Annotated in this window: 8 protein-coding genes and 4 pseudogenes; 5 read left to right on the top strand and 7 right to left on the bottom strand. The window is 56.4% G+C overall.

The window, feature by feature from the left end; all coding sequences use genetic code 11:
• Positions 1–179: 179 nt before the first annotated feature.
• Both AXG89_RS23940 and AXG89_RS23935 read left to right on the top strand, forming a co-directional pair.
• Positions 180–1,136 carry a HoxN/HupN/NixA family nickel/cobalt transporter gene (locus AXG89_RS23940; RefSeq protein WP_236873540.1) on the top strand — a complete coding sequence of 319 codons (957 nt, stop codon included), beginning with the start codon at positions 180–182 and terminating at the stop codon, positions 1,134–1,136.
• Between the two features lie 71 nt (positions 1,137–1,207).
• Positions 1,208–2,551 carry a PQQ-dependent sugar dehydrogenase gene (locus AXG89_RS23935; RefSeq protein ID WP_062173221.1) on the top strand — a complete coding sequence of 448 codons (1,344 nt, stop codon included), beginning with the start codon at positions 1,208–1,210 and terminating at the stop codon, positions 2,549–2,551.
• Positions 2,552–2,612: 61 nt separating this feature from the next.
• Here the strand turns inward: AXG89_RS23935 and AXG89_RS23930 are convergent, their stop codons facing one another.
• A complete protein-coding gene (locus AXG89_RS23930; RefSeq protein WP_069638432.1) occupies positions 2,613–3,734 on the bottom strand; it encodes a DUF748 domain-containing protein in 1,122 nt (373 codons plus the stop codon).
• A 163-nt stretch (positions 3,735–3,897) separates the two neighbouring features.
• Between AXG89_RS23930 and AXG89_RS43160 the strand changes: the two are divergent.
• Positions 3,898–4,119: pseudogene (locus AXG89_RS43160) on the top strand (IS5/IS1182 family transposase); the annotation flags it as partial.
• Between the two features lie 839 nt (positions 4,120–4,958).
• On the opposite strand, the pseudogene AXG89_RS23920 reads toward AXG89_RS43160, so the two are convergent.
• From AXG89_RS23920 to AXG89_RS23900, 5 genes and pseudogenes are all read right to left on the bottom strand, one after another.
• Positions 4,959–5,727: pseudogene (locus tag AXG89_RS23920) on the bottom strand (IS6 family transposase).
• A gap of 139 nt (positions 5,728–5,866) precedes the next feature.
• Positions 5,867–6,920 (bottom strand): annotated as a pseudogene (locus tag AXG89_RS23915) (ABC transporter ATP-binding protein).
• A gap of 30 nt (positions 6,921–6,950) precedes the next feature.
• Positions 6,951–7,790 (bottom strand): ABC transporter permease, encoded by an 840-nt coding sequence (locus AXG89_RS23910; protein WP_205583092.1) that lies wholly within the window; start codon positions 7,788–7,790, stop codon positions 6,951–6,953.
• The gene (locus AXG89_RS23905) at positions 7,787–8,644 is read right to left on the bottom strand and encodes an ABC transporter permease (RefSeq protein WP_236873539.1); all 858 of its coding nucleotides are present in this window, start codon (positions 8,642–8,644) and stop codon (positions 7,787–7,789) included. Before AXG89_RS23905 ends, AXG89_RS23910 begins: the two co-directional genes overlap by 4 nt.
• Positions 8,645–8,694: 50 nt before the next feature.
• On the bottom strand, positions 8,695–9,789 hold the full coding sequence (locus AXG89_RS23900; RefSeq protein WP_062173211.1) for an ABC transporter substrate-binding protein: 1,095 nt from the start codon (positions 9,787–9,789) through the stop codon (positions 8,695–8,697).
• Positions 9,790–10,230: 441 nt separating this feature from the next.
• Here AXG89_RS23900 and AXG89_RS23895 point away from each other — a divergent pair, with 441 nt between their 5' ends.
• Positions 10,231–10,617 carry a transposase gene (locus AXG89_RS23895; RefSeq protein WP_062173208.1) on the top strand — a complete coding sequence of 129 codons (387 nt, stop codon included), beginning with the start codon at positions 10,231–10,233 and terminating at the stop codon, positions 10,615–10,617.
• Positions 10,618–11,864: 1,247 nt separating this feature from the next.
• Positions 11,865–12,311 (top strand): annotated as a pseudogene (locus tag AXG89_RS23885) (transposase); the annotation flags it as partial.
• Positions 12,312–12,831: 520 nt separating this feature from the next.
• On the opposite strand, the gene AXG89_RS23880 reads toward AXG89_RS23885, so the two are convergent.
• A complete protein-coding gene (locus tag AXG89_RS23880) occupies positions 12,832–13,446 on the bottom strand; it encodes a thioredoxin fold domain-containing protein (protein ID WP_082771589.1) in 615 nt (204 codons plus the stop codon).
• Positions 13,447–13,499: the final 53 nt, after the last annotated feature.

Here is a 13,499-nt window from a genome sequence, read left to right as displayed (position 1 = left end):
ACTTTCCCCGATGGCGCCGGGTGCGGTCCTCTTAACGCTCCGACTCATTCGATCGAGGCTCGCAAGTGCCCATGCCTAAACCCTACGCATTATTGCCCGATGGCTTCGGCGCTTCGATAAGGAGCAAGATCAAGCTGCTCTATCTCGGACTATTTGCCTTCAACGCAGCCGCATGGGCAATGGCGTTCTTGCAGTTCCGCGGTTACCCTTTGTTGATTGGGACCAGCTTTCTTGCGTATTCGTTCGGATTGCGTCACGCAGTCGACGCGGATCACATCGCCGCAATCGACAACGTAACGCGCAAGCTCGGAGCAGAAGGTCGACGCCCCCTGTGCGTCGGTCTGCTTTTTTCACTTGGGCACTCCACAATCGTCGTCCTTGCCTCGGCGTTCGTTGCAGTCACAGCTACAACGCTGGATCAGCGGTATTCGAATCTCAAAGAGATTGGCGCGGTGATTGGTACCCTGATATCTGCGTTATTTCTCATCGCCATCGCTTGCGTCAATCTGCGAGTTTTGTGCTCGGCCATTACCGCGCTCAAGCGCGTTCACACCGGGGTGTCCCACACCGATGAACACCTTGAACAGCTATTCGTCAGTCGCGGTTTGTTCGCCAGATTGTGCCGTCCGCTTTTCCGGCTCATCAACAAGAGCTGGCACATGTATTTTTTAGGCTTTCTTTTTGGCTTGGGATTCGATACCGCCACCGAAGTCGGCATACTCGGCATATCGGCTACCGGATCCGCCCGCGGACTTCCGGTCTGGTCTATTCTGATTTTCCCGTTGCTTTTCACCGCCGGCATGGCCCTGGTCGATACCAGCGACAGCATCCTGATGCAAGGCGCTTACGGTTGGGCCCAAATCGATCCGGTTCGAAAACTTTCGTACAACATCATTATCACGGGCTTTTCTGTAGGCGTCGCCGTCGTGGTTGGTGCCATTGAAGCCTTTGGACTGATTACCCGCTATCTCGATCTGCACGGCAGATTCTGGGACGCGATTTCAAGTCTCAACGATCACTCAGAAGCAATCGGCTATGCGGTCGTCGGCGTTTTCGCCGCGACGTGGGCCGGCTGGGCTGCCTTCGCCAGATGGAAGCAGGCCGGCGTTCGCAACAATACCGGCAGTGTTGCTTAATCATTTAGTCAGTACGCTCATCTTCCACGCATGCAAACCCACATCAACCTGTCTTTATCAGGACCCGCGACATGAGCCATGGAATTGCAAGAATCGCACTGGTCGCAATTCTAAGCGGATGTCTTGCCGCATGCGGCGCGACCTCCACTGTGCCGGAAACAACCGGATTCGGTCCCGCACCGCCTCTGCCCGCTCCCGCGAAATCAATAATCACGACGGTCAATATCGCACCTGTCAGAAGCTTCAGCCAAGCGGATCGTCCAAAGGCAACGGCGGGATTCACCGTCAACGCATACGCGCGTGACCTCAATCACCCTCGCTGGCTGTACGTGCTTCCGAACGGCGACGTGCTCGTTGCCGAAGCTGACGCGCCAGAGGTACACGATCAGACAGGCGGACCGATCAAACGGTTCACGGCGTGGGTCAGAAAGCAGGTCATGAAACGCGCGGGCGCAGGCGTACCGAGCCCCGACAAAATCATCCTGTTGCGCAAGGCGAGCGAGAGCGGCGAACCCGCGACCAAGACCGTCCTGATCGAGAACCTCCATTCGCCGTTCGGCATGGCGTTGGTCGGCAACGATCTGTACATAGCTGACACAGATGCCCTTCTGCGGTTTCCCTATGTCGCGGGCGAAACTATGATCCATAGCCCGGGCGTAAAGGTAGCTGAGCTGCCGGCCGGTCCGATCGATCATCACTGGACAAAAAATATCATCGCAAGCGCGGACAACGCTCACTTGTTCATCACGGTCGGCTCGAACAGCAATGCCGCTGAAAACGGTATCGATGTGGAATCGGACCGTGCACGAATTCTCATTTTTGATATCAAGACAGGGACTATGCGTCCCTTCGCGACCGGTTTGCGCAATGCAAATGGGCTCGCATGGCAACCCCAAACCGGCGAGTTGTGGACCGCCGTCAACGAACGCGACGATCTCGGCAACGACCTGGTTCCTGACTATATGACCGCAGTACACGAGGGCGCCTTTTACGGATGGCCCTATAGCTATTATGGTTCGCATGTGGACCAACGGGTGCAACCGCAGCGGCCCGATCTCGTGGCGACAGCCGTCGTTCCAGACTACGCATTAGGCAACCATACGGCCTCGCTTGGCCTTGTTTTCTATAAAGGATCATTGTTTCCGGATCACTACCGGAACGGCGCTTTCGTCGGGCAGCATGGCTCCTGGAACCGCAAACCTCGCACAGGATACAAAGTGGTTTTCGTGCCGTTCGCCAATGGAAGACCGTCGGGTCCTCCCGAAGATTTCCTTGATGGCTTCCTCGATTCAGAAGGTCATGCGAAAGGACGGCCCGTTGGCGTCGTTGTCGATAAAGACGGCGCCTTGCTAGTCGCGGACGATGTCGGCAACGCGATATGGCGCGTTGCCCCGGGAAAAAAGAACGCTCCATAAATTTGTCTTTATTGGTGGTTCTCAGGGCTTGGCCAGCCTGACAACGGCCCGTCCAATGGAGTTATTTCGAGAGCAAGCTTCCCAATTTGCGCCCGATGCCTTCTACGGCCTGCGTTGCCCCTTTCACTATCCCGCTGGCTCCCGAAGCCACCGCATTGGGAAAGCCTTTCATGATTTCCGCGCCCACGCTCTGTGTCAGGGAAAAATGAGGGTCGCGAAGGTTGCCATCCAGTTCAAACTTGAGCTTGATGGTTCCTGAAGAGTCTTTAAGCGCCGCTACGGCTGATTTCGCTGGCACGGACGCGATGGTATCGCCCGCTTTTTTGCTTTGTGCGAGTTCTAGATTCTTGAGAACGACGGAGCCGGGGGCACGGATACGTCCGTTTTGAATGGTCGCGTCCAATGCGAGATCGATCGTTCCGCCGCGCGCCTTCGCCGTGCTGCCTGCCTCCCTGATTAGATAGGGGTCAAACAAGGTGATATCGACGTTGCGCAGGTGCGTTTGCAATCGCGAGTCGCTGTTCGCAAGGATGATCGACCCCTTGCTCGACACTACCCCTTCGTGCGACGGCCCGTGCAAAGAACCCGTTAGTTCAATGATCGTAGGATTTGACAGATCGGGAAGGCGTAAATGACGCACTTCACCGCCGGCGTTCGTGATCACGATGCGGTAGGGTGGCGTTCGAATTGTCTCATCAACAAGATCAACGGTGCCGTTGCGGAGCACGATATAGTCGATCAGCTTGTCGGCGTTCGCGCGCTTGGCTGCTGCACAGGACTGCCCATCCGCTTCCCGCTCTTCGGACGTGAAGCGCGGCAACACGCGAAGGCTACCGTTACGCGCCCGAACAACTGATAAATAGTATTGATCGACGAAGACGTACTCAGCGTGAACGCTGGGCGTAAAAATCGTTCGCCATTCGAGTTTTATTGCCGCGTGTTCCGCACGAAACAAATCCTTTGTAGGCCATTCTCGTGGAGCGCGTAACTCGACGCGCTTAAGCGTGACGGTGAAAAATCCCACGTCGATGCGCTCCGCGGACCCGTTGGGACCTAGTAACTCGGCCACTTGTAGTTTGAGTTCGTGCACCATGACGCCCCAACCGCCTACGATAACCAGAGCAATACACGCTAGCAGTATGGCAATACGGTGGGACCATCTCGCCTGTTTGAATGCAGCCATGAACTTTCCTTGACGCCTCCACTGTCACCCTGGCAGGTCACGTGCCCAGGTAGCTTCGAGATAATCCAAAAAATGACGGGGCGTGCAACCGTATCCAAGGACCACTCACTTGGATGTACCGAGTATGACTCTTCTCCTGAGAAAGTTCCCTGCTTATTTACTTGCTGATCTCGGCTTTCGCGGTGTTGACGCTGAACTTGGCCCGGTACAGTTGATTGACCGTGGCAAACACAAGACGTTGACCAACCCACAGCGGCGCTGGCTCAAGCGACGCCAGGCAATTGAACCGATCATTGACCACGTGAAGCAAGACCATGGCATGCGACGTTGTTGGCTTAAAGGACAAAGCGGCGATGCGCTGCATGCGGTGTTGTGCGCGACAGGCAGGCCGCCGCCCTGCGGCACGTCCAATCGACGAGGTCTCGCATTGGTGCCGCATGCCAAGGTGCACGGATGCAACGAGTCCGAAAGCCCTAGTACTACTGTGTTAGTGCGACGTGAAGTCGCGTAGAAGATTGTTTCATCTAGCTTCGGCCGGAAGGAAACCGATTGTGCCTTCAATCGTAACCTACCGGTGCATGCGGAATTGGTAATAGCTCCGGGTGAAGCCACTGGGACAATGTAACTCGCTCATCGAGCGGCGGTGATCTCGTGAGAGAGAGCCGTTGTCTGCCAGCGCCAAGGCGGATCGGGTGCTAGGTTGGGCAGTATGGTTAGCAGAAGCGAACTGCTGATAAACGTCGTCATGGTATGCAAGCCAAAGGCGCTGTTAGGCTTGAGCCAAAAAGGCAAGCAGTCGGATGCTCCGTTTGACACTCGGTGCACGCGGACAAACATGACTGCCGGCGAAAAGGCAGAACCTGCCCGCTCTTGTCTTTTACGTGGAACACGGTAAGCCCAAGTGTCCGCCCACGCCAGTGTTTCGGTTAAGGCAGGTGACCTGCAAGGGAAGCTGTTGGACAAGTGGGTATGAGAACGCGGAAAAATCGAAGGGTGGCTAGTAATAGGGCACATAGGGGTCCAAATTTGCCCTGATCTGAAAAAATGCAGACTTCCGTGTGGTGCAGTTGTCGTAGGTCCATGTTTGCGGTTCATAGAGGGGAAGCTTGTGGGTGACCATTGCAAAATCGCCCAGGGCTCCTCGCCTCAGCGATGAGGCGAATCAACAATATGATCGCCTGCGAAGGGCTCGTGCGTTGCGACGGGACCGGCGTCACAGGACGCTTAATGCTGTGCGCGAGCGGAGTGCGGTGAAAGTCGCACGCTCCGTTCTTCGGTGGCCCTATACCCGGAAGGGTGAGGGGCTACCATCTTAAAACCATAGGGAGCAGCGCAGCAACGCGGACATCTCTGAAATCGCTTGAAGATGTTGGCAATTCGGCGGCGCAGTCTTGCGATCGAATCAGGCACGTGTCGCTGCATGCGCACGTCTCGAAAGCCACGCATCGACGCTTGCGTTCACGTGTCAGTTGATGATTGTTCTCAACCCGGTTGTTTAATTTGGGCTGCCGCCTTGACGAACATGTGCTTTGCCTTCGCAAGTTCCAGGATTTCGACTTTTGCCGCCGGACAGCTGCGCAATTGATCGGTGACGATCTTACGCGACACCGCTTGCAAACGCAGCACTCGCTTCAAGAAGCGTTTTGCGGCAGCCTTGTCGCGCCGCTTTTGCACCAGGATGTCGAGTTCGGCGCCATGCTCGTCTACCGCACGCCACAGCAGGTACGGCTGGCCACGCAGGGTGACAAGTATCACGTCAATGTGCCACGTACTACTGGGCTTGCGCCGCGCGGCTTCGACTCGGTGAGCAAAGCCTTACCGAAGTTGTCGCACCAGGACGGATCGTCTCGTAGGTCACGATCACCCCGCGCTCGAAGAGCAGTTCATCGATGTCACGCAAGCTCAACTGGAAGCGGAAATACCAGCGCACCGCCCAACTGAAGACCTCGGCTGGAAAACGGTAACCACGATAGAGCAATTTCGATTTCTTCATCGCGACATCTAACTTGACCGACCCAACAACCTGACAATGCCTCCGCGCGAAATCCGCCGCATCGCAGTATTAACCATTCACGACTCCCGCGCTCGAGAGTCTGCTTAAATCGACAACACCGAAAGCAGATCAACCGTAATCACGCAGCGACGAGCTTGCACGATTTCACTGGCAAATCCACGATCACGTGCGCGCCGAGGATAAGACCGGGGTTGTGCAAGACGTAGTCGCCGCCGTGAACACGACCCCGGCGCAATCGACGGTGGCCTCAAGCGACGCACCGACATCGCGAATGAACGTGACGCGGCCTTCCAGCCGATTTGGACCACACGATTCCGAATTGCTTCGCAGGCGGACGTCCTCGGGTCGGATGAGCAACCTGAGCGATGACGCGCCTGCTGGCACGACGTTATTCACCACGACCGGTTGTCCTCCTGTTAGCCGCACAGTGCCAGGCGTGTCAGCCGTGACCGGCAGCAGATTTCCTAGACCGATGAAATCAGCCACGAACTCGTTAACCGGATTCCGATAGATATCGAGCGGGCTACCGATCTGCGCGATGCGCCCTCCCCCATGACGACGATCTGGTCGGCCATTGTCATTGCTTCACGCTGATCGTGCGTGACCATGATCATCGAAATACCCAGGCGTTGCTGGAGTCGGCGGATCTCAATTTGCATGGCTTCGCGCAGTTTTGCGTCGAGCGCGGAAAGCGGTTCGTCAAGCAGCAACAGACGCGGCGACGACGCGATCGCGCGGGCAATTGCAACGCGCTGCCGCTGACCGCCGGACAGTTGCGCCACAGGTCTTTGCGCCATATGTGGCAGCTGAATCATTTCCAGCATCTCGTTCACACGCTGCGTTTGCGCTGCTTTGTCGAGCTTACGCAGTCGCAACGGATAGGCAATGTTCGCCGCTACCGTCATGTGTGGAAAAAGCGCGAGTGATTGAAAGACCATGCCAAAATTGCGGCGATTCGCGGGAACATTCGTGATCTCGCGGTCACCGAAACGTAGACTACCTTCGTCGGGAGTATCGAGGCCCGCAATCAGACGCAGCAAGGTTGTCTTGCCGCACCCTGACGGGCCAAGAAAACAGACGAGCTTGCCATCTGGAAGGTTCAGGTTGATGTCATCAAGCGCAGTAGCCGCGCCGAAATACTTCGATACATGCTGAATATTTAGATCGCTCATCACGGCCTCCTGGATGAAAGTGGCATTGAGTCAGATCGCGACACCGGCATCGCCGACCAGTTTTTCAAGGAGCCAGATCAGCGCGAAATCGATCAGCACGATGAAAACTGCAAATGAAAAAACTGTCGGATCCAGAGACGAAACCGTACGGCTGTAGAGCCAGACGGGCAGCGTCATCGTGTCGATGTTGTATAGAAAGAATGTCACCGTGAATTCGTTGAACGACACGATGAATGCGAATAACATGCCAGCGAGAATGCCGGGGCGCATTAGAGGCAGGATCACATCGACTAACGCACGCAGCGGCGATGCGCCCATAACCGTGGCCGCCTCCTCGAATTCGGCGCCGATATTTGCCACCGATGCCGCACAATTCTTCACCGTGAAGGGCAACGCCAGAATCACATGCGCGATGATGAGCCGGCCAATGCCCAGCTCAACCGGGAGGGCATTGAACACGAGCAGGAGCGAGAGTCCCAGCATGACCATCGGATAGACGAGCGGCATCGCAACCAGTTGCTCGACTAGATCCTTGCCGCGAAAGGTGTAGCGGTTCAATGCGTACGCGGCAGGTACGGACACCACAATTGCAATGATCATGGTTGATACCGCGACTGTTAAGCTCGTGCGCAGCGCTTCGCCGATTGACAGAACATCGGTAGCATCCGGTGAGACAAAGGTTTGCCACGCAGCGCGATACCACTTGAAACTAAATTCGGCAGGCGGAAATTGGAGCGTGCCGGAGACGCCGAAGGACATCACGATCATCGTGAGGATTGGCGCCGCGGCCAGAAAGAGTACGATCGTGGCAAACACGCTGGTCGCGCGCCCCAGTTCCCCAGGCAGGCGGCGGGAGAGCAACACGCTCACCGGTCGACTCCGAGCCAGCCGTGAACACGCCTGGCCAAGCGCCGCGAAGACGACGCCACGGCGAGCGCGACGACCATCAGAGCAACGCCCGATGCAGACGCACCTGGCCAGTTCAGCAGCGGTGCAACCTGATCGTGCACGAGCAGCGCGAGCATTGGTACGCGCCGGCCTCCGAGCAACAACGGTACAGCGAACGCGCTCATGTTATATGCGAATACGAGCATCGCGCCTGAAACAAGGCCCGGCGCAGCGAGCGGCAAAATAATATCGCGAAGGACTTGCAGGCGGCTCGCACCCAATGTGGCAGCCGCTTCTTCATACGACCTCGAAATTGCTTTGAACGCGCTCGACAACGGCAGAACGGCCAGCGGAAACGCAGTCTGAATCAACCCGAGCAAGACGCCTTGCTCGCGATACAACCATAGCAACGGCCGATGTGTGATGTGCAGCGCCATCAGCAAGCGGTTTAGTAATCCCGCCGGCCCAAGAATTACGAGCCAGCCATAGCCTTGCAGAAGCAGGTTCACGAGCAACGGCAGCAGGACGCCGGCCAACAGCAGACGTCGCGCGATGCGCGATTCGACGCGCGACATGGCGAGCGCGACGGGTACCGCCAGGAGCACGGCTATCACCGTACTTTCAGCGGCGAGCCGCACAGTGAGCCACATCGACCGCATAAAGTAGGGTTCGGCCAGCGCTATATAATTTTCCAGCGTGAAACCATGCCCGTCTTCCGCGCGTACGCCGAAACTCATGCGCACCACGACAAGTGCTGCGGCGAGCAGCACGGCGAGGAATAGCAGGATCGGCATCAGCAGCAGCCACGCGCGCCTGTTGGACGCGGACGCGCTCATCTGCGCCGTCCGGCGCGCGATAGATAGCTCAGCGCGAGACGGCGCCGCCGTCATGCCGAGAAAATCTCCGTATAACGCTTGATCCAAGCTTCCTGGACGGCGGCGAGCGATTTATCGTCGTGAAGAATAGCTTTTTCCGCGATCAACTTCGGGCTTGGCACGAGCGCGAGGCTTTGCGGCGCGATCACGGCTTTCGAATTCACTGGCCCGTTCAGTACGTCGGCAGCCATCTTGCCCTGCACCCCTGCATCGAGCGAATGGTTGATAAACGCGTGGATCAGGTCGATATCGCCGGGATGCGCCTTCGGAATCACCGTGAACATAAGTTGCGCTGCAAACCCTTCTTTCATTCCATACGTCACGCCCATCTTGTATTCGGGCTTACGAATTGCATCAGGGAAAAATGCTGGCGAATAGATGCCGCCGATATCCAAAGAGCCTGTGCGAAACAGGTCCGCCACTTGATTGGGATTCTCGCCGAGCGTCATCACGCGGTCTTTCAGCTCTGCGAGCTTCTTGAAACCTGGATCAATGTTTTGCTGAGAACCGCCCGCGAGCCGAGCAGCGATGATCGCCGTATCAACCGCTTCGACCCACTCGGGAGGCGGCAAAAAAATGCGTCCGGCGTATTTCGGGTCCCACATGACTTCGTAGCTGTTGGGCGCCTGCTTAAAGGTTGACGTGCTGTAGATCAGGCCATCGGTCCATAGCAGATAGCCTACGCCAAAGCCATTCGCGCCAGAACGATATGCCGCTGGCACGTCCTTCAGATTCGGCAGCTTCGCGGGATCCGGCATGGTCAGCAAGCCGGCATCAGCGAGACCGGATGCACCCACGCCCGCGAGCGTGATGACATCATATTGGGGCTTGTCGCCGGCCGCTTTCAGTTTAGCCACCATTCCGGAGGTGCCATCGGCGCGATCCGCGATAACTTTTGCACCGGTCTTGGCTGTGAACGTCGCAGCGATATTCTTGAGCGCCGCGAGCCCGGTGTCGTCGGACCACGTAAGGAGGCGCAGCGTCGTACCATTGAACTTCTCTGTTTGCGCGCGCGCTGAAATAAACGGTGCCGGTAACGCCGAGACCGCAATCGCGGCACCCAGTGACTTGATGACTTGTCTTCTGCCTGGTTTAATCGATGGCACTATCGGCTCCGTGGTGAGGATGCCGCCGGGTGATGTCCAGCGCGCAAACTGAATTTAGGTTCGCAAAAAAACGCTCGCAAACGAATTATCGTCATGGCTGCCATGTTCAAGGGTCATGGCTCCTGCGGGGTTATCTCCTTGTTGGACGTAGACCGAGATATATCATGTCCACATGAAGCCCCGTTGCAATAGTTTTCGAGCCTTCAACTAACGTAAGTGGCGCGGCTCCACTTAAGTTAAAAAGGACTCACGCGTCGACGCCTGCTCGCACCGCTGGGTAAAGGTTCCGATCGAAAGAATCCTTTCGAACGACGGGCCAGGACAAACTCGGCCGCTGCATGAACCTAAGGAGGAAATAGATCTGTTAAGGGTGCGGCGCCTCCGGTTTTTCTGGACACAGATTTAGGGTAAAACATGTGTTCCAAACTGGAGTAGTTCATCTTGAAGAAAGTTGATGCGAATGCAGTTGCGCCAGAGGCGCTGGAAGGCGCGCGTAGCGCGACTGGAAACGCCTCTGGCGCCGCCGAAGTCAAACGCTGGTCGACCGGGCGCAAACGTGGCGTGGTGCTTCGATTGCTGCGCGGCGAACCCGTCGATGCCGTGTCGCGCGAAGTTGGCGTGACGATCGCCGAGCTTGAATGCTGGCGTAAACAGGCTCTGGCGGGCATGGAGGCAGGCCTGAAGGCACGCACTAGCGATCCGTTGGAAGCCCAACTCAACGAGGCCGTCCGGCGCGTCGGCGAGCTCACGATGACAATCGAGATTTTGAACAAAGACCGCGAGCGGCAGGCCCGTCGCCCGTTGAGCGCTCGGAGATCATCGACATGAGCCACGAGATCTCCGTAAGCGTCGGCAAGCCCTTTGGATTGCAACGGGTTTGCCAGGTGCTCGACTTCCCGCGCTCGTAGACCGACATAATTTCGTCAACACTACGCGTATAAATCCGTCAACTCGCGGTTTTGGAGCTAAACTCCGTTTGTGCGCAGCGGGTTTTCCCTAAAGGGCTATTTGACGAAAGCGAATTACGGAGCCTCCTCTTCGACGCCTCGCCGTATGCTTCACAGGGTGATTGCGAAGCGCCATTCCCTCCTGCATGGCGTCGGATTCAACTTAGGAACGGGCATCACGCCACAAAAAATTACTGGTATTGACGCAGCATCTTCGATAGCCTCCACAGCTAATCGATTACTTAGTTATACAAATTAACGAATAACATTGGTCTCGAATACGGACTTCGTGGGATGCTCGAGCCGTCCTTCCGCAAAGAAAATATGGGATACAGGTAGGCCAAAAAATTAGAAGTCATCTGTTTAAGCATAGTGGTTGCTCTTCATACCGTAGCGTGACCGTTCGGCATTTCTGCATCCTGCGCGTAGGAAAATGCCGCCAGCAGCTTCCTGATTTAGGCCTCTTGAGCACCAACTTTTAATATGAAGCGATCCCGGTCCTCCCGGGCTCGTCAGGCCAGATACGCGATAACTGCATCGAGATAGCTTCGCAACTTCGGTAGGGATTCGAATTCTTCTCATCGTTTGACTTCGGGATTTGGGATGAACGCCAATTGACAGATTTATGTCGCACTGATGTGAATTGACAAAATCATGTCGGCCCGAGTGGGCATAAATCGGTCAACTCGACCCGGCCCTTCCTGGCGTACATGGATTCCGGATTGACAGAATTCCGTCGAACGACGTCATCGGAGGCAACGGACTTTCCCAGCTGACCAAATGCAATCAGAATGCGAATGTTCTGCTTGCTGTCGTGATGGCGCTCGGCAGCAAGCGCAACCAAACCCTGAGGTTCCCTGAAATTTTTCGTCTTCCATAGGTCGTGTATAAACTCGACTAAATGGAAGAAAATCGATATTGAAGATACCGAAGCGGGAGCGGCTACGAATCGTTGGTAGAAATCCGAATTCTTCCCGTCAGCTGGTTTCGGGGTTTGGAATGAACGCCAAGGTCAACTCGGATCGGCCCTTCCTTGCTGTACAGCGATTCCGGATTGACAGAATTCCGTCGAACGACGCCTGCGACAGGCAGATTGCCGCTCACGCGAGGAGCAGCGACGTTGCACGGCGTGCCAGCGAGCTCCTCGGCGTCGGCCCGGTGACCGCAAGTGCGCAGGCCGCGGCAGTTCCCGATGCGAAGGTCTTCAGAAATGGCCGACAATTTGGCGCCTGGCTTGGCCTAACCCCACGCCAGCACAGCTCGGGTGGCAAGACGCGGCTGGGTCACATCAGCCTGCGCGGAAACGTCTATCTGCGAACGCTGCTTGTCCAGGGAGCCCGAAGTACGTTGCAGTCGGCACTGCGTGCCGACCCCACGCACGCAGGCCGCCTGCAACGATGGATCAGGCAGCTTCACGAACGCAAAGGCTATTACAAGACGCTGATCGCGATTGCAAACAAGCACGCGAGAATGCTTTGGGCGATGCTCGCCAAGGACGAGCGCTACGACGCTAATGCCTGGCAGCGCCATCCCATGAACCCACCATTGCCATCTGTATCACCCACAGCAACATGACCTGATTGCCCTGAAACTCAATTACCGCTCAACGCGATAGCAAGACGAGGTCGGACCGAACGGGAGAAGAACCCGACGATTCTTGGCGACTCACAACTGCATGCGGGTCACGGCCCCATGCCTGATCGCCGGTTTTTCAAACAGGGTTCTCCTGTGCGGCTCATATCGTGGCCCGCCCGACATAAAGGGCACCAAGGCCGTTTGCAAAGACGCAGTCTATTCCTGGAATTGCATCGCACACAGCAGTGGGAAAAACCGGAGATGTGTCATGACCGCGCAAACGACTGGACCACCTGCATGGCCATCACTACGGAACCGCCAGCGTGAGAAAACTTAACCCCAAACTTGACTCTGAGGGGAAGTCCTTGCGAACAGAATCGGCCACTCTCAGCCGATTGCGACTGACGCATACCGAAGCAAAAACCCGTTGCAAACCATAGGTTCAGTCCGAAGGGAAGCGATCCTCGAAGCGGACCGTGAACCGCGGCACAGCCGTTTTCACACTACGTGCGAATGACTTTTAGCGGAACCGTTGCAAAGACGGATCGATAATCGGTTGTTCCGGCAAATTCAGCATGGTCGGCAATGAGCTCAAAGGCGGCAAGCCGCTGACATCAGCCCACCGGGGGCCGCTCGTCATATAGATGATCGTCGGCGTACCATCAAAGCCAAGGTGATGAAATATCTTTGCATTGCGGTCCAGCTTCGATTGCGTCGCCGACGGCACCTTTTCCAATGGCTTGATACCACCGGACTCGTCCTTCTCGGAGAATTTAGTCTCAAGTTCTCGCATCAAAGCCGGACCGTTCTGCGCCTGAAGTAACGCAGCGGCCTTGCCTGGCGAATCCGGTTTCAGGAAGCCTATCGGGATCCAACGCACCTGCAACCCGGCAGCTTCGTACGGTTGGAACGCCTTCCACGCGTAATGACAGAAGATGCAGTTGGGGTCCATAAAGACATAGATCGTCGATTTGACGTTTTTGCCCGAAGCACCTTCTACGATTGCAGGCGCATTCTCGAGCGCCGCGGCAACTGACGCCGGCAAATAACTTGGCGCTGGCCGCTCCGCCGCCACAGCAAAACCAGACAACACCACCGCGATCGGGGCAACTACCAGTCTTACAGGTTTTAACATCAAGCGCACCCATAGATATAGGCCAAGCTATACAGCCTACTTTGAATTTGAAG

This window comes from Burkholderia sp. PAMC 26561, assembly GCF_001557535.2.
In the GTDB taxonomy this organism is placed as follows: domain Bacteria; phylum Pseudomonadota; class Gammaproteobacteria; order Burkholderiales; family Burkholderiaceae; genus Caballeronia.
Note: the sequence above shows the minus strand (reverse complement) of the source record. Positions and strands in the feature narration are given on the sequence as shown.

Excerpts from the sequence above, each read along its gene's own strand:
- AXG89_RS23905 (WP_236873539.1), bottom strand. The coding sequence starts at position 8,644 with ATGAGCGCGTCCGCGTCCAACAGGCGCGCGTGGCTGCTGCTGATGCCG.
- AXG89_RS23940 (WP_236873540.1), top strand. The coding sequence starts at position 180 with ATGGCGTTCTTGCAGTTCCGCGGTTACCCTTTGTTGATTGGGACCAGC.
- AXG89_RS23930 (WP_069638432.1), bottom strand. The coding sequence starts at position 3,734 with ATGGCTGCATTCAAACAGGCGAGATGGTCCCACCGTATTGCCATACTG.
- AXG89_RS23935 (WP_062173221.1), top strand. The coding sequence starts at position 1,208 with ATGAGCCATGGAATTGCAAGAATCGCACTGGTCGCAATTCTAAGCGGA.
- AXG89_RS23880 (WP_082771589.1), bottom strand. The coding sequence starts at position 13,446 with ATGTTAAAACCTGTAAGACTGGTAGTTGCCCCGATCGCGGTGGTGTTG.